The sequence below is a fragment of the Xanthomonas rydalmerensis genome, assembly GCF_033170385.1.
Taxonomy (GTDB): Bacteria; Pseudomonadota; Gammaproteobacteria; order Xanthomonadales; family Xanthomonadaceae; genus Xanthomonas_A; species Xanthomonas_A rydalmerensis.
The window spans coordinates 2937208-2953162 of record NZ_CP126170.1 but is presented as its reverse complement, the minus strand read 5'-3'; the positions used below and the strand labels follow the sequence as shown (position 1 = coordinate 2953162).

The following is a 15955-nucleotide window of genomic DNA, read 5'->3' as shown; positions in this document are numbered from 1 at the left end:
TCCGGCATGGCGGCAGACCAAGCAGGGAGGTGGTGGATGCGCGCGGCGGATATCGGTAAATGCGGACGGGCATGTGCTCGCGGCGGCCCCGGGCGATCCCGCCGTCTGGCAGGACAGCGACCCGGATCGTGATGGACTTGGGCTGTGCAATGCATCACTCCCTGACGGGAGCGCGACGCGCGGGTAGGCGTTACCACGTGCAATGTGAACGCTCCGCTTTCTTTCACCTCGCCGAAAGGAGTGCGAAAGACAGCGTGCCTAGGCTCTGCCCCCATCAGCCGGAGAGCCACCTTGCGCGCCCAATGGAACATCCTTTGCGATTTTGACGGTACCGTGTCCCTGCAGGACGTGACCGACAGCCTGCTCGAACACCTCGGGAGCCCCGGTTGGCGGGAGCTGGAGGACGACTGGGTCGCCGGTCGGATCGGGGCCCGCGAGTGCATGAGCAAGCAGGTCGCGCTGCTCGACGGCGACGTCGATGCGCTACACCGGGTGCTGGATGCGGTGCGGATCGATCCGGCCTTCGTGCGCTTCGTCGCGCTGGCCGAGCGCCTGGGCATCCCGCTGAGCATCGTCAGCGACGGCCTGGACTACGGCATCGCCCGGATCCTGGCCCGCCACGGCCTGCACCATCTGCCGATCATCGCCAACCGCCTGCTGCGTACCGACGCCGGGCAGTGGCGCATGGCCTCGCCGCATGCGCAGCCGGACTGCCCCAGCGGCACCTGCAAGTGCGCGGTGATGGCGCAACAGCCGCCCGAGCGCGCCACCTTGCTGATCGGCGACGGCCGCTCCGATTTCTGCCTGGCTGGCAAGGCCGACCTGGTGTTCGCCAAGGACGGTCTGCTGCGCCATTGCCGCGCCAACGGGATCGCCCATTGCGCGATCACCGGTTTCGACGACGCCATCGCCCTGCTGCCCGAGTTGGCCGAGCCGGCGACGGCCGCCGTGTCCTTCCCGCTTCCTCTCACCCAACGAGCCTGATCCCGATGAACCGGAATGTCCCGCTTTCCTCGCTCGCACCGCTGCATGGCGATGCCGCGCCCGATCCGGAGGCGCTGCTGCGCACCGGCGCAGACCACCATCGCGCGCTGAGCGATGCGCAGATGCTGGCCGACGAGTCCCAGTACTGCTCCTACGGCGACACCGTGCACTACAGCGAGCCGCCGCGCATCTTCGGCCGCTGCGACGGCAGCTACCTGTACGACACCGAAGAAGTGCCGTACCTGGACCTGCAGATGTGGTACTCGGCGGTCAACTTCGGCTACGCCAATCCGCGCCTGAACCAGGCACTGACCCGCCAGATCGAGACGCTGCCGCAGGTCGCCAGCCAGTACCTGCACCCGACCAAGATCGAATTGGCCAAGACCATCGCGGTCGACGCCGAGCGCAAGTGGGGCCGCAAGGGCCGCGTGCACTTCAACGTCGGTGGCGCGCAGTCGGTGGAAGACTCGCTGAAGATCGTGCGCAACGCCAGCGCCGGCAAGAGCCTGGTGTTCGCCTTCGAAGGCGGCTACCACGGCCGTACCCTCGGCGCCTCGGCGATCACCTCGTCGTACCGCTATCGCCGTCGCTTCGGTCATTTCGACCGCGCCCAGTTCATCGAATTCCCGTACCACTTCCGCGGCCCCAAGGGCATGTCCAAGGAAGAGTACGGCGAGCAGTGCGTGGCCAAGTTCGAGCGCCTGTTCGAGACCGAGTACAACGGCGTGTGGGATCCCAAGGCCGGGCAGTGCGAGTACGCGGCGTTCTACGTCGAGCCGATCCAGGGCACCGGCGGCTACGTGATCCCGCCGCCGAACTTCTTCACCGGCCTGAAGCGGGTGCTGGACAAGTACGGCATCCTGATGGTGGTCGACGAAATCCAGATGGGCTTCTTCCGCACCGGCAAGCTGTGGGCGATCGAGCATTTCGGCGTGACCCCGGACGTGCTGGTGTTCGGCAAGGCGCTGACCAACGGCCTCAATCCGCTGGCCGGCATCTGGGCGCGCGAGGAGCTGATCAACCCGACCGTGTTCCCGCCGGGCTCGACCCACTCCACCTTCGCCTCCAACCCGCTGGGCACCGCGGTCGGCCTGGAAACCATGCGCATGCTGGCCGAGACCGACTACGAGTCGATGGTGATGGCCAAGGGCGCGCACTTCCTGGACGGACTGCGCGACCTGCAGAAGCGTCACCCGGAAATCGGCGACGTCGATGGCCTGGGCCTGGCCCTGCGCGCGGAAATCTGCCAGGCGGACGGCTTCACGCCGAACCGCAAGCTGCTCGACACCATGGTCGACATGGGCCTGGAAGGCGAGCTGCGCCACAACGGCAAGCGCATCGGCCTGATCCTGGACGTGGGCGGTTACTACAAGAACGTGATCACGCTGGCGCCGTCGCTGCACATCAGCCACGAAGAGATCGACCTGGGCCTGTCCTTGCTGGACCAGTTGCTGACCCGCGCCAAGCAGGTCGCATGAGCCGGGCGGGAGACGACGCGCGCGGTTCGCGTTGCCTCCCGCCGTTCGCCGCGGCGGCGGGCGCTTCAGCCCGCCGCGCGCAGCGCGATCACCGCATTGAGTCCGCCGAAGGCGAAGGAATTGCTCAGCACCGCCTGCACGTGGCGGGCGCGCGCCCGGTTGGGCACGTAGTCCAGGTCGCATTCCGGATCGGCATCGAGGAAGTTGGCCGTGGGCGGGACCACCTGCTCGCGCAGCGCGCCGATCGCCGCCACCAGTTCCAGCGCGCCGGCCGCACCGAGCGCATGGCCGTGCACCGCCTTGGTCGAGCTGACCGCCAGCGCCTCGGCATGCGCACCGAACACCTGACGCAGCGCCTTGGTTTCGCAGCGGTCGTTGGCCTGCGTGCCGGTGCCGTGGGCGTTGATGTAGTCGATCTGTTCCGGGGCCAGGCCGGCATCCTGCAGCGCCAGGCGCATCGCCGTGGCGGCGCCGTCGATGCTGGGCGCGACGATGTCGCCGGCATCGGAACTCATGCCGAATCCCGCCAGTTCCGCCAGCGGCAGCGCGCCGCGGGCGGCCGCGTGTTCGGCGCTTTCCAGCACGAACATCCCGGCGCCTTCGCCCAGCACCAGGCCGCTGCGCTGTGCGCAGAACGGCCGGCAGGTGTCGTCGCTGACCACCCGCATCGCTTCCCAGGCGCGGATCAGCGGCAGGCTCAGGCACGCTTCGCTGCCGCCGGCGATGGCGACGTCGGCCAGGCCATGGCGGACCATCAGCGCGGCCTGGGCGAAGGCGTGGTTGGCCGAGGCGCAGGCGCTGGACACGGCGAAGGCCGGGCCGCGCAGGCCGAAGGCGATGCTGATCTGGCTGGCCGCGGCATTGTTCATGCTGCGCACGATGGTCAGCGGATGCAGGCGTTCGGCCTGGTCGCGGTACAGCCGGCGCGATTGCTCGTCGCGGCTGAGTTCGGCGCCGACGCCGGTACCGACCACCACCGCGCAGCGCGCGCCGAGCGTGGCATCGTCGCGCGGCAGCAGTCCGGACTGGGCGATGGCTTCCTGGGCGGCGACCAGGGCCATCTGGGTCATGCGATCGAGCTGGCCGGGGGCGATGCCGCCGGTCTGCGTGGCGTCGGGCGCGAACCCGGGCAGGGTCGCGGCCAGGCGCATCTTCAGGGTGCTGAGCGGATCGGGCGAGGGCAGGGCGGCGATGCCGCTGCGGCCCTCGCGCATCGCGCTCCACAGCGCCTCGGCGCCGAGGCCGAGCGCGCTGACCGCGCCCGTGCCGGTGACGACCACGCGCCGCACGTGCGGGGAGGCGCCCATGGTGCGTCAGTGCGCCGGTTGCGCCGCGCCGGCCGCCGCCTTGGCCGCCAGCGCGTCCTCGACCGCCTGCACCAGCTTGCCGAGCGAGCCGTCGTCCAGGTTCGGGTCGCGCTGCGGGAAGGTGATGTCGAAGTGCTCTTCGATGTCGAACAGGATTTCGATGGCCTCGAGCGAATCCACGCCCAGGTCCTGCAGCTTGGCATCGGGGGTCAGGCGCGCCGGGTCGATCTCGCCATGCTTGGTGACGATGCTGTGGATTTGCGACTCGATGGACGGGGTCATGGCAGTGCTCCGCGAAATGAAGGGCCACCGTGCGGCACCCGCCGCCGGTGGATCGCACGCTGCGGCCTGGGCCGCAGCATCCATTCTCCACGCTAGACGATCAATCTTGCAGATGCCTTTCGTCAACCAACTCGAACCGCAGGCCTTGCAGCGGCAGTTCCTGCAGCACCCGCCGTCCGGTTTCCTGATCCAGCCCCTGGAGCACGGGGTGCCGGCCTTCGAGGCCGATTTCGACCTGCTGACCACGGCCGAGCCGGCGCTGCGCGACCGCGTGGCGCGGCTACCGTTGCAGCGCCTGTGGCAACGCCTGCTGCGGCCGCGCACCAGCTTCGTCGGCAGCACCGTCAGCGAATACGCCTGGCTGCCGCGCGCGGCCGACCCGGCCCAGTTGCCGCGGCAGTGGCGCACGCAACTGGGCCGGCGCCGCGCGCTGATGATCGTCAAGGACGTGCCGCAGCGCTCGCCGCTGCTGGATGAGGCCGACAACGCCTGGTCGCAGATCTTCCTGGACGCCTGCGAGCGCAATGGCTATGTGCTGTTGCGCGGGCAGGCGCTGGCCTGGGTGCCGATCGATTTCGCCTCCACCGACGAGTACCTGGCGCGGCTCTCGCGTGGGCGCCGGCGCAACATCCGCCGCAAGCTGCGCTCGCGCGCCGACCTGGAGATCGAGGTGCTGCCGACCGGCCCGGCCTTCGCCGACTCGGCGCTGCGCGCGCACTGCTATGCGCTGTACCAGGAGGTGTATGCGCAAAGCGAGATCCATTTCGACCTGCTCACCGAGCCGTTCTTCGATGCGCTGCTGACCGACGCCGCGTCCGGTGGGCAGGTGTTCGTGTACCGCCACCAGGGCCGCATCATCGGCTGGAACCTGTGCTATGTGCACCAGGGCCGGCTGCTGGACAAGTACATCGGCCTGCATTACCCGGATGCGCGCGACCACAACCTGTACGCGCTGAGCTGGATCGAGAATCTCGATTACGCCTGCCGCCACGGCCTGACCGCCTACGTCGCCGGCTGGACCGATCCGGAAGTGAAGGCCCAGCTCGGCGCCAGCTTCACCTACACCTGGCATGCGGTGTACCTGCGCAATCCGCTGCTGCGCGCCGTGCTGCGCCGGCTGCGGCCGCTGTTCGAATCCGACGACGTCGGGCCGGCGGCCGATGCCGCCGAGGAGGACTGAGATGCGCACTCCGGTCCTGCTCGATCTCGACGATTCGCTGGGCGCAGTGCCCGACGCCGTGCGTCTGCCGCTGCGTGACTGGTGCGACGGCCTGCGCTTCGCCTGCTCGATGGCGCGGCTGCGTCGCTTCGGCGCGGCGCTGGAGCAGGCACTGCCGACGCAGTACGGCACCGTGCTGCTGGGCAGCGGCGATTTCCATCACCTGAGCCTGCCGCTGATCGTGCGCCTGGCGGAGCGTGCGCAGGCACCGTTGCGGGTGGTGGTGTTCGACAACCATCCGGACAACATGCGCTTCCCGTTCGGGGTACATTGCGGCTCGTGGGTGCGGCGCATCGCCGCGCTGCCGCAGGTGGCGCAGGTCGAGGTGGCCGGCATCACCTCCGGCGACGTCGGCCCCGGCCATGCCTGGGAGAACCATCTGCTGCCGCTGTACCGCGGCAAGCTGCGCTACTGGTGCAGCGGCGTGGACGTGGGCTGGGCGCGGCGGCTGGGCCTGGGCCAGGCGGTGCGCGGCTTCGCCAGCGTGAGCGAACTGAGCGATGCGTTCGTGGAGCACCTGCGGCGCACGCCGATGCCGACCTATCTGTCGCTGGACAAGGACGTGCTGGATCCGCAGGACGTGCGCACCAACTGGGACCAGGGCCAACTGCGCGTGCCGCAGTTGCTGCAGGCGATCGACGCGCTGCGCGGGCAGGTGTGCGGCAGCGACATCACTGGCGAGGTCTCGCTGGCCCACTATCCGCAATGGTGGAAGCGCACGTTGGCATCGCTGGATGCGCAGCCGGAACCGTCGCCGGCCGATCTGTCGGCCTGGCAGGCGCAGCAGCATGCGTTGAACCTGCGGCTGCTGGCGGCGCTGGACGCGGCCAGCGTCGGTTAACGCGGGCCCTGTCCGTCTGTAGGAGCGGCTTCAGCCGCGAGAGGCATTACCGGTAACGCCCTCGCGGCTGAAGCCGCTCCTGCAGGATTCTTCCCGTCGTTACGCGAGGCGCATTTTCATCGCGACGCTGGCGAAGCCGCCCGTCGCCCAGTCAGGCGCTCGGCGCAGCGGCGTGCACCAGATCGACATCCAGCGGCGCCGGCCCGACCGCGCCGGCGCAGGCCGCCTGCAGCGTGGCCACGATGGTCTCGAAGCGCGCCTCGTCCAGCCAGGGGCTGTTGCTGATGCTCAGGCAGCGTGCGGCGAAGTCGCTGGCGTTGGGCATCGGCGTGCGCTCGACGATGCCGTGCAGGTAGTCGTAGCCGGGCAGGGCATGCACGAACGGCACCGCCACGCCGAGCCCGCGCGGCCACAGCGTAGCCAGCACCGATTCGCGTGCGGCCGCGTCGGGCAGCAGCACCATCAGGATCGGCCAGCTGCCCTGAGCACCCGGGGTATCGGCGATCACGCTCAGGCCGGGGATGCTGGCCAGGCGTGCGCTGCGGCGTCGGCCCTGCTCGCGAATCTGCGCAAGGAATGCCGGCCAGCGCGCGCTGGCGCGTACGCCCACCGCTTCGCGCCAGGCGCCGACCGCGTGTTGGGCGATGGCCGTGCCGAAGCGGTCGCCGGCCGCGCCGACGCGGTCGCCGCGGCGCAGCGCGCGGCGTACCGGCGCGCCATAGGCCCAGCGCAGCGGCTGCGGCCGGTACAGCGCGGCGTAGCCGAGCAGTTCCAGGCTGCGGCGCAGTTCCCAGCGCCAGTCGCGCTGGCCCAGGCGGGCGGCGGTGTCGGCCAGGCTGCGCTGCAGCGGCGCATGCCGCGACATCAACAGCCCGCCTTCGTAGAGGGTCAGGCCCTTGCCGGCGGCCAGGCTGCAGAAGCCGATGTCGCCGCCCAGGCCGGCCGGGCGGCCGTCGGGGTGCACGCCGCCCAGCGCCTGCGCGGCGTCCTCGATCAGCAGCGCGCCGCAGCTTTCGGCGGCACGGCGCAGCGGCGCAAGGTCGGTCAGGCGCCCGCCCAAGTGGGTGGCGATGATCGCCAGGGTGTCGCTGCCGCAGCGTTGCGCCAGCTGCACCGGGTCCAGTTCCAGCGAGCCGGGCAGCAGATCGCACAGCACCAGTTGCAGGCCGCAGTGCGCCACCGCCAGCGCCACCAGCGGGCAGGTATAGGCCGACACCAGCACCTGCCGGCGCCGGTTGGCCGCAGTCAGGGTGCGCAGGGCCACGATCAGCGCCGCAGTGCCGGAGCAGGTCAGCAGCGCCTGCGGCAGGCCGACCGCGCTGGCCAGGCGGGTGCGCGCACGGCCAGGCCACAGGTCGCGCCACTGCAGCGGCAGGCCGGCGGTCGGCGGGATCTCAATGCGCATCGGCAGGATCCGCGCGTTCGCCCATCGCCAGGCAGACGATGCCGCCGACGATCAGCGCCGCGCCCAGCGCCTGCAGGACGCCGATGTGTTCGTTGAACCACCACGCCGACAGCAGCATCACGCTGACCACCTCCAGGTGCGAGGCGGCGAAGGCCGGGCCGATCGGCGCGTGCTCGAGCAGCTTCATCCAGGTGAAGAACGCGCCGATGTAGCCGAGCAGCGCGGCGTACAGCCATGGGCTGCCGAGCAAACGCAGTACCCAGGCCAGTTCGGCCTGCGGCGGGAAGGCATGGGTGCCGGCCAGCTTGAAGCCGATCTGGGCCAGCGTGTCGAAGCTCAGCAGCAGGGCGAAGCCCACCGCGTAGCGATGCAGCGGCGGCCGGCTCATGAGCCCAACCCCACCACGGCCACGCCGGCGCTGACCAGGCAGATGCCGGCCACCTGCATGCGCCCCAGGCGTTCGCCGAACAGCCAGCGCCCGGCCAGCATGATCGCCACGATGTTGATCGAGCCCAGCAGCACGCCGCGGCCCAGCGGCACCAGCGACAGGAACGCGGTCCAGGCGAGGAATTCGAGCACGTAGCAGGCCACGCCGAACCACAAATATGGCTGCCGGGCCATGTTCTGCCAGCGCGTCACCCCGGCACCTTGCGGTCGGCTGGCGACGTACTTGAAGGCCAACTGGCCGGCGGTGTCGAGGACCACCGTCGTCAACCAGATCGCCACCACCGAGCCGCTCATCGCCATCAGGCGGCCGCCTGCTGCGGGGTGGTCAGGGCCGCGAAGAACTGCGCCAGGCGCGCGCCGAGCACGCGCCGTTCGCGGTCCAGGGTGATCATGTGGTAGCTGTCGTGCAGCAGCAGCAGCTCGGTCGGCCCGGAGACGTTGGCGATCACCAGCCGCGCGTTGCGCAGGTCGGCGATGTCGTCCTCGGCCGCGTGCGCGACCAGGCATGGCGCGACGACCTTGGGCAGGTTGCGGCGCACGTCGCGCGAGAGCAGGTACATCTCGGCCAGGGCGTGCCAGGGGTTGCCGGGCAGGCCGGCGGCGCTGCTGTCGCCGCCGAGCATGGCGCTGCTGACCTGGGCGCGGATGCGCTCGTCGCGCAAGCCGTACGGCGGCTCCTCCAGGAACATGCGGCGCTTGCCGATGCCCAGGCGCTTGAACCACGGCAGCAGGAACGCCAGCCGCGCGCGCTTGGGGATGTTCCAGCCGTCGTAGCGGAAGGTGGCGCCGAGCACGCCGACCCCGTCCACCCACTGCGGACGCTCCTGCGCCAGGCGCAGCGCCAGCAGCGCGCCCATCGACAGCCCGGCCACGAACAGCCGGTCGACCTGCGGACGCATGCGCTCGGCGGCGGCCTCGACGCTGGCGTACCAGTCGCGCCAACTGGTGGCCAGCAGGTCGTCCTCGTCGCCGCAATGGCCGGCCAGCTGCACGCCGTGCACGCTGAAGCCTTCGCGGTTCAGGCTCTTGCCGAGCAGGCGCATCTCGCTGGGCGTGCCGGTCAGGCCATGGATCAGCAGCACGCCGTTGCGGCCGCCTTCGAAGTGGAACTCGGCAGATTCGATCATGTGAATAGGCGCGGCTGCGCAGTCTCGGCAATCCGTGCAGGGTCGCCGCCGCGCGTTTCAGCAGCCTTTCGCCGCGGTGGCGGCGTGCAGGCTCAGCGCTTGGCTGCGGCCGGGTTGCGGAAGCGCACCAGCACGCGCTGGCCCAGGCGCAGGGTCGAGGGCTGAGTGAAGGCTAGCACGCAGGCCACGCTGCGGTCGTTGCCGGCGGGCGTGGCGTCGTCGTGCAGCTGGGTGGGGCCGTAGGCCGGCGCCAGCCAGCGCACCACCGCCTCGCCGAGCACGGTCTGGCGGCCGTCGTCGCTGATCACCTCGGCGGCCATGCCCGGGGTGACGCTGCCGGCATAGCTTTCGTTCAATTCGGCGCGGACCAGACGCGGTGCGTCCGGCAGCAGGGTCAGCAGCGGCGTGTTGGCCTCGCTGCGCGCGCCGACCGCGGCCGACAGCTGCAGCACGCGACCGGCGACCGGCGCCTGCAGACGATACTGCGCGCGCTGCAACTCGGTCGCGCGCACCTGCGCCTCGGCCAGGGCCGCGTCGCTGCGCGCGGTGTCCAGCGCGTCGACCAGGCTCTGCACCGCGTCGCTGGCGTCGTCGGCGGTCTGCCCGTCGCCGGCGCCCAGGCGCGCGGCCTCGGCCAGCCGCCGCTGCTTCTGCTGGGCGCTTTGCAGGCGTTGCTGCAACTGCTTCAGGTGGGCGGCGGCGGCCTGCGCGCGGGTGCGGGCGATGTCCAGGTCGACCGCGGCGGCGCGATCGTCGCCGGCGATCAGCAAGGCGCCTTTCTGCACCGCGTCGCCCTCGTGCACCGGCACCTCGCGCAGGGTCGCGGCGACCGGCAGGCCGAGCTTGAGTACGCCGCCTTCCACGTCGATGCGGCCGCGCGCCACTGCCAGGTAGGCCGGGGTGGCGGCCGGCGCCGGGGCCGGCGTACGGTCCGATGGCGCGCATGCGGCCAGTAGCAGGCTCAGCAGGGGCGCGGCGGCGAACGCTTTCATGGTGCGGGATTCCGTGAGGGCAGGGGCGAGGGCGGCGCGATGACGCGGCGGTCGTCGTGGATGCGGCCGTCCTCCATCGACAGTACGCGGTCGGCGTGGCGGATCAGGCGCGGGTCGTGGCTCACGCACAGCACCATGGTGTTGTGGCGGCGCGCGATGCGATGCAACAGGTCGATCACGATCTGGCCATTGCCGGCGTCCAGCGCGCTGGTCGGTTCGTCGGCGAACAGCAGCGCGGGGTGCTTGGCCAGCGCGCGGGCGATCGCCACGCGCTGCTTCTCGCCGCCGGACAGTTCGGACGGGCGCAGGTGCTGGCGGTGGGCGATGCCGACCTCGGCCAGCGCCTCTTCGGCGCGGCTGCGCACCTCGGCCGGGGCCAGACCCATGTACTGCAGCGGCAGCCGCACCTGGTCCAGCGCGCACAGCGCCGGGAACAGGTTGAAGCCCTGGAAGATGAAGCCGGTGTGGCGCAGGCGGAACTGCTCCAGCGCGGTGGCGCCGAGCGCGCCCAGCTCCTCGCCCAGCGCCAGCACGCGACCCGCGTCGGCGCGCTGCAGGCCGCTGAGGATCGACAGCAGCGTGCTCTTGCCGCAGCCGGACGGGCCGGAGATCAGGGTCAGCTCGCCCGGCCACACCTGCAGTTCCACGTCGCGCAGCACCGGCGTGCGCAGGCTGCCGGAGACGAAGCTCTTGCACAGCCCGCTGCCGCTGAGGGTGGCAGCGGCCGGGTGCAGTGCGGCGGGGGCGACGATGCGGCTCATCGCAGCAGCAACGCCGGATCGGCGCGACGCAATCCGCGCAGCGCGGCCAGGGCCGAGACCACGGTCAGCAGCATCACCGCGCACACGCACAGGCCCCAGCCGCTGGCGTTGAACGCCACCGGCACGTCGTGCGCACGGGCCAGCGCGACCAGCGCCGCGCCCAGGGCGCTGGCGCCGATCAGGCCCAGCGCGCCGACCCAGGCCGCCTGTTCCAGCACCACCCAGCGCAGGTTGCGCATGCTCACGCCCAGCGCGTTGAGCGTGGCGTACTCGCGCGCCGCGCCGAGCACCGTGCCGAGCAATGTCTGGCTGGTGATGGCCACGCCGACCAGCAGCACGATGCCGCCGAGGAACAGCACGCCGGAGCCGGCGCCGGTGTCGAACATCCAGAACAGGATGCTGCGCCGGGCGAAATCGTCGGCGCTCCAGGCTTCCACGCGCGGCCGCGCGACCGCGCTGTCGATCGCCTGCGCCACCGCCTGCGGGTCGGTGCCGGGGCGCAGCTTGGCCACCATGTAGGTGGGCCAATCCGGGTGTGCGGTGTCGCTGTTGAGCGCGCGCGCGGTGTCCAGCGACGCCAGCACGTTGACCCCGCCGAGCGCGCGCAGGCCACGGCCGACCCCGATCACCCGCACGCGGTGGCCGTTGATGCGCGCGCTGCTGCCGACGCCGACGCCGAGCTTGTCCAGTTCCGCGCGGTCCACCACCACGGTGTCCGGTTCGCGCAGGCCCACACGCAGGGCGGGGCTGAGCAGGCGGGAGAACATCAGTCCGCCGTCGCGGGTGTCGATGCCGGAGATGTAGACCGACACCGCACCGGTGTCGCCGGGGCCGCGCCAGTCGCCGTCGAACCAGATGAATGGCTCGACCTGCGCCACCCGCGGATCCAGGTACAGCGGCGCGGCCGCGTCCGGATCGATGGCGCGGCCCTGGTCCACGCTCTGCGTGCCGGGATAGCCCAGCCACAGGTCGGCGTCGGAGCCGGAGACATAGACGCTGGCGCTGCCGAAGATGCCCAGCACCAGCGCGGTCTGCAGCAGCAGCAACAGGCTGGCGAAGCCCACCGACACCACCACCGGCAGGAAGCGGCGCCACTCGTAGCGCAGGGTCTGGCGGGCCAGTGCGACCATCAGGGCTGCGCGCCTTGGTGTTCGTTGCCGGTGTCGGGAATCGGCGCGGTGGCGCTGCCCAGCGCGGTGTGCAGGGCGACGTAGGCCAGGTCGCGCTGGCGCTGCGCTTCCAGCAGCTCCAGCGCGGCCTGGTCGCGTGCGGCCTGCTGCGTGGCCACGTCCAGGTCGCTGCCCAGGCCCAGCCGCCGGCGCTGCTGGGCGACGTCGCTGGCCTGCTGCTGTGCCTGCAGCACCTGCTGCTGGGTCTCGGTGTTGCGCCGCTGCTGTTCCAGCGTGGTCAGGGCGTTCTCGACCTCGTTGACCGCGTCCAGCACGCTCTGCCGGTAGGCCAGGGTGGCCGCTTCCAGCAGGTCGCCGCGCGCCTTCGCCTTGGCCTGGCGGATGCCCCAGTCGAACAGGGGGATGTCGATCACCGGGCCGAACGAGGCGATGCCATGGGTGGCGGTGCGGCGATGGGTCAGCAGGCTGGTCGACCAGCGGATCGCGCCGCCCAGGCCGATGCTGCCGTAGCGGTCGGCGCGGGCGATGCCCAGCGCGCCGGCGGCGCTGATCACCTCGGCCTCGTGCGCGGCGATGTCCGGGCGCCGGCGCAGCAGGTCGGCCGGCACGCTGTCGACCGCGGCGATCTGCAATTGCCCCGGCGCGGTGGCGGCCGCGGCCGTGCTCCACGCCGGGTCGGGCGTGTCGCGGCCCAGCAGCACCGCCAGGCGCCGCGCGGCCGCGGCTGCGGCGTCGCGCGGTTCGTTCGCCGCGGTCTGCGCCTGCAGCGCCGCGGCCTGCGCCTGCGCGGCGGTGGCCGGTGCGGCCAGGTGCAGATCGACCAGGGTCTGCTGCAGGCTGGCCTGGCGCTGGCGCGCGCTGGCGATGTCCTGCAGCAGGCGTTCGGCCTGCTGCGCGTGGCGCAGGTCGATCCAGTTGTGCGTCACGTCGGAGATGGTCGCCGCGCGCACCTGCGCCAGGTTGGCCTGGGCGCTCTGCAGGTCGCCGCGTGCCACCCGGTTGGTGGCTTCGCCGCGGCCGAACAGCGGCAGCTCCCATTCCGAATCGACGCCGACCACCAGGAACGAGGCGCTGGCGTCGGGGTCGATCGGGTCCTCGGTGCGCGCGCGCAGCTGCGGCCGCAGGGTCGCGTCGGCGACCGCATCCAGCCGCCGCGCCGCGCGCAGCCGCGCCAGCGCCTGGCCCACCTCGAGATCATCGCGCAACGCCTGCGCGACCAGCGCGTCGAGTTGCGGATCGTGGAAGTCCTGCCACCAGGCGTTGCCCGGCGGGCGTGGCGCGGCCGCCTGCGGCGTCGCGCTGCTCCACTGTGCGGGCATCGACGGCTGGCGCAGGTCGGGGATGGGCTTGCTGGCACAGCCGCCCAGCGCGAGCGCGGCGGCCAGCGTCAGCATCGTGAGCGGGCGGATAAGGATCCGGCTCATGCCTGCGGCTCCGCGGCGGCCGGCAAGTCCAGTTCCGCGCGCAGCCCGCCCAGCGCCGAACGCCGGTAGCGCAGCGTGGCGTGGTGGCGCGCTGCGATGTTGGCGACGATCGCCAGGCCCAGGCCGGTGCCGCCTTCGGGCGCGTCCGGGGCACGGAAGAAACGCTCGCCCAGGCGCGGCAGCAGGGCCTCGTCGATGCCGTTGCCGGCGTCGTCCACGGCCAGGCGGACAGACTGTGGATCGCGGCGCAGGCTGACCGTGACCACACGGCCGGCGGCATGGCGGAAGGCGTTGTCCAGCAGGTTGTCGAGCAGCTCGCGCAGCGCATAGACGTCGGCGGCCACCCAGGCGGGCGCGTCGTCGTCGGCGCCGTCGTAGCCCAGGTCCACGCCGGCGTGCAACGCGTCGGGGATGCGCTCGGACAGCGCTTGCGGCAGCCATTGCGCCAGGTCCAGCGGCAGCAGTTCGCGGATGCTCTCGCGCGGCGCCTGGGTGCGGGTCATCGCCAGCAACTGGGTGGAGGTGCGGGTGGCGCGGTCGGTCAGCTGGCGGATGTGCTGCAGCGCCTGCGCGGTGTCTTCCGGGCGCTGGCTGGACTGGGCGCGCTGCACGTGCATGCTCAGCCCGGCCAGCGGCGTGCGCAGCTGGTGCGCGGCGTCGGCGAGGAAGCGCTCCTGCAGCGCCATCATGTGCTTGAGGCGGCCGAGCAGGCCGTCGATGGCCTGGGTCAGCGGCAGGATCTCCACCGGGATGTCCGGGCCGGATACCGGGCTGAGGTCGCGCTGGCTGTCGTCGAGCCGGCGCACCGCCGGCTCCAGCATGCGCAGGCCGACCCGCACGCCGTGCCAGACCAGCACCAGCAGGGAACAGGTGAGCAGCAGTTCGGTCGGCAGCATCAGCACCAGGATCTCGCGAGCGCGGCGGTGGCGGTCGTCCAGGGTCTCGGCCACCGACACGGTGAGCCAATCGCCCGGCTCCAGCGCCGAGGGCAGCAACAGGCTGGCCACGCGCACCGGCACGCCGTTGTCCATGTGGTCGTCGTACAGCATCACCCGGCCGATCTCGGCTGGATCCGGGTGTGCGGGAATCGGCAGGGTGCTGCCGCTGATCACCCCGTGGCGGCGGCTGTCCAGCTTGAAGAACACCCGGCCGTCGCTGCTGTACTCCAGCAGCTGCCGCGCCTGCAGGGTCAGCGGCATGCGCTCGCCGGGGTCGTTGACCGCGTTGGCCAGGCCCTGCGTGTCCTCCTTCAGGTCCATGTCGTGGACGTGATTGGTGTACTTGAGCATCAGCAGGTAGAACAGCGCCGACACCACCAGCATCAGCAGCACGGTGGGGATCAGCAGGAACGCCAGCAGTCGCTGGCGCAGGCTGGGGTGGCGGTATGCCGGCGACTGCGCGGCCGCGGTCGCGCTCACTGCGGGATCTGTGCGTGGTCGGCGGCCGGCGAGGCGGCGCGCGACTCCTCCAGCAGGTAGCCCAGGCCGCGGATGGTCCGGATACCGACGCCGGCGCCGTGCAGCTTGCGCCGCAGGCGGTGCATGGAGATGTCCAGGCCGTTGTCGGTGATTTCGTGTTGCCAATCGCACAGCGCTTCGGTCAGCTGGCTGCGGCTGACCACGCGCCCGCTGCGCAGCAAGAGCGTCTCCAACAGCGCGAACTCGCGCGCGGTCAGGTCCAGCGGCTGGTCCTGCAGCCACACCCGGCGCCCGGCCAGGTTGATGCGCAGTTGCCCCAGCACCAGTTCGGGTACGCCGCCGCTGCTGCTGCGGCGCAGGAGCGCGCGGGTGCGGGCGAGGAACTCGGACAGTTCGAAGGGCTTGATCAGGTAGTCGTCGGCGCCCTGGTCGAGCGCGCGGATGCGGTCTTCCACCGCGTCGCGCGCGGTCACCACCAGCACCGGGATCTCGTCGCGGCGGGCGCGCAGGCGCTGCAGTACCTGCAGCCCGTCGCGGCGCGGCAGGCCCAGATCCAGGACCAGTAATTGATAGCTTTCGCTACCGAGTGCGCGTTCGGCGGCGGCACCGTCGCTGACATGGTCCACCACATGACCGCACTCGGCGAGCGAATCGCGTAACGCAACAGCAATGGACGTATCGTCTTCGGCAACCAGGATGCGCATGACGCGAATGCTTGCAACGGGGATGTGGGAAAACCGTCGTAATCGGCGGCGGCGAAGTCGCTACGTTCACATACGTCGATGTAGTTTCGGTGGAGTCTGTATCCAGATTCTGCGATGCGGTGATGACGATTGTCATCCATGACATCGTTTGCGCGGTGTTGGTCCTGACTCCGCCGGGTAGGGAAAACCCTATAGCCTGCCGCGGCATCCGCCGATCCTCACGCCCTCCGGGCGGCGGCATCATGAACGCGCTGGCAACGTCACCGCTCCCGCGCCAGGGAGACGGCTCGCACGGAATCGAAGGGAACTCGATTCGCCGGCCACTTTTCGCTCCCGCAGGCGCCGATGGACTGGCGTAGCAGCACTGCGATAGGAATCACAGGGAAGGGAACGCACGAGGCCCCGGCATGCCGTGGCCTCGTGCGTTCCGCCATTT

General features: G+C 71.2%; 16 protein-coding genes. 4 read left to right on the top strand and 12 right to left on the bottom strand.

Annotation, left to right across the window (positions count from 1 at the left end; all coding sequences use genetic code 11):
* Positions 1-291: 291 nt before the first annotated feature.
* On the top strand, positions 292-984 hold the full coding sequence (locus tag QN245_RS12315; RefSeq protein WP_160965015.1) for an MtnX-like HAD-IB family phosphatase: 693 nt from the start codon (positions 292-294) through the stop codon (positions 982-984).
* 122 nt (positions 985-1106) lie between these two features.
* Complete coding sequence (locus tag QN245_RS12310) at positions 1107-2462, top strand: aspartate aminotransferase family protein (protein WP_184448744.1); 1356 nt, start codon at positions 1107-1109, stop codon at positions 2460-2462.
* A 65-nt stretch (positions 2463-2527) separates the two neighbouring features.
* Here QN245_RS12310 and QN245_RS12305 read toward each other — a convergent pair whose 3' ends face one another.
* On the bottom strand, positions 2528-3769 hold the full coding sequence (locus QN245_RS12305) for a beta-ketoacyl-[acyl-carrier-protein] synthase family protein (RefSeq protein ID WP_317843310.1): 1242 nt from the start codon (positions 3767-3769) through the stop codon (positions 2528-2530).
* A gap of 6 nt (positions 3770-3775) precedes the next feature.
* Positions 3776-4051 carry an acyl carrier protein gene (locus QN245_RS12300; RefSeq protein ID WP_160965009.1) on the bottom strand — a complete coding sequence of 92 codons (276 nt, stop codon included), beginning with the start codon at positions 4049-4051 and terminating at the stop codon, positions 3776-3778.
* Between the two features lie 112 nt (positions 4052-4163).
* On the opposite strand from QN245_RS12300, the gene QN245_RS12295 reads away from it, so the two are divergent.
* Together QN245_RS12295 and QN245_RS12290 are read left to right on the top strand one after the other, a co-directional pair.
* Positions 4164-5231 (top strand): GNAT family N-acetyltransferase, encoded by a 1068-nt coding sequence (locus QN245_RS12295; RefSeq protein WP_317843309.1) that lies wholly within the window; start codon positions 4164-4166, stop codon positions 5229-5231.
* A 1-nt stretch (position 5232) separates the two neighbouring features.
* Positions 5233-6111 carry an arginase family protein gene (locus tag QN245_RS12290; RefSeq protein ID WP_184643277.1) on the top strand — a complete coding sequence of 293 codons (879 nt, stop codon included), beginning with the start codon at positions 5233-5235 and terminating at the stop codon, positions 6109-6111.
* A gap of 151 nt (positions 6112-6262) precedes the next feature.
* On the opposite strand, the gene QN245_RS12285 is transcribed toward QN245_RS12290, so the two are convergent.
* The 10 genes from QN245_RS12285 to QN245_RS12240 all read right to left on the bottom strand — a co-directional run bounded on the left by QN245_RS12285 (position 6263) and on the right by QN245_RS12240 (position 15519).
* A complete protein-coding gene (locus QN245_RS12285; RefSeq protein WP_184643275.1) occupies positions 6263-7516 on the bottom strand; it encodes a DegT/DnrJ/EryC1/StrS family aminotransferase in 1254 nt (417 codons plus the stop codon).
* Complete coding sequence (locus QN245_RS12280) at positions 7506-7904, bottom strand: DMT family transporter (protein WP_019802414.1); 399 nt, start codon at positions 7902-7904, stop codon at positions 7506-7508. The genes QN245_RS12285 and QN245_RS12280 overlap by 11 nt, the downstream gene beginning before the upstream one ends.
* Positions 7901-8263, bottom strand: a complete 363-nt coding sequence (locus QN245_RS12275) for an EamA family transporter (protein ID WP_317843308.1) — start codon at positions 8261-8263, stop codon at positions 7901-7903. The genes QN245_RS12280 and QN245_RS12275 overlap by 4 nt, the downstream gene beginning before the upstream one ends.
* Positions 8263-9090: an alpha/beta hydrolase gene (locus QN245_RS12270; RefSeq protein WP_160964999.1), complete on the bottom strand. Its 828-nt coding sequence runs from the start codon at positions 9088-9090 to the stop codon at positions 8263-8265. Before QN245_RS12270 ends, QN245_RS12275 begins: the two co-directional genes overlap by 1 nt.
* A gap of 92 nt (positions 9091-9182) precedes the next feature.
* Entirely contained in the window at positions 9183-10082 is a 900-nt protein-coding gene (locus tag QN245_RS12265; RefSeq protein ID WP_317843307.1) for an HlyD family secretion protein, read from the bottom strand.
* On the bottom strand, positions 10079-10843 hold the full coding sequence (locus tag QN245_RS12260; RefSeq protein WP_160964995.1) for an ABC transporter ATP-binding protein: 765 nt from the start codon (positions 10841-10843) through the stop codon (positions 10079-10081). Before QN245_RS12260 ends, QN245_RS12265 begins: the two co-directional genes overlap by 4 nt.
* A complete protein-coding gene (locus QN245_RS12255; RefSeq protein ID WP_317843306.1) occupies positions 10840-11973 on the bottom strand; it encodes an ABC transporter permease in 1134 nt (377 codons plus the stop codon). The genes QN245_RS12260 and QN245_RS12255 overlap by 4 nt, the downstream gene beginning before the upstream one ends.
* Positions 11973-13397, bottom strand: a complete 1425-nt coding sequence (locus QN245_RS12250; protein WP_317843305.1) for an efflux transporter outer membrane subunit — start codon at positions 13395-13397, stop codon at positions 11973-11975. The genes QN245_RS12255 and QN245_RS12250 overlap by 1 nt, the downstream gene beginning before the upstream one ends.
* The gene (locus tag QN245_RS12245; protein WP_160964989.1) at positions 13394-14815 is read right to left on the bottom strand and encodes a sensor histidine kinase; all 1422 of its coding nucleotides are present in this window, start codon (positions 14813-14815) and stop codon (positions 13394-13396) included. The genes QN245_RS12250 and QN245_RS12245 overlap by 4 nt, the downstream gene beginning before the upstream one ends.
* Positions 14812-15519 carry a response regulator gene (locus tag QN245_RS12240; RefSeq protein WP_160947424.1) on the bottom strand — a complete coding sequence of 236 codons (708 nt, stop codon included), beginning with the start codon at positions 15517-15519 and terminating at the stop codon, positions 14812-14814. Before QN245_RS12240 ends, QN245_RS12245 begins: the two co-directional genes overlap by 4 nt.
* Positions 15520-15955 lie beyond the last annotated feature (436 nt).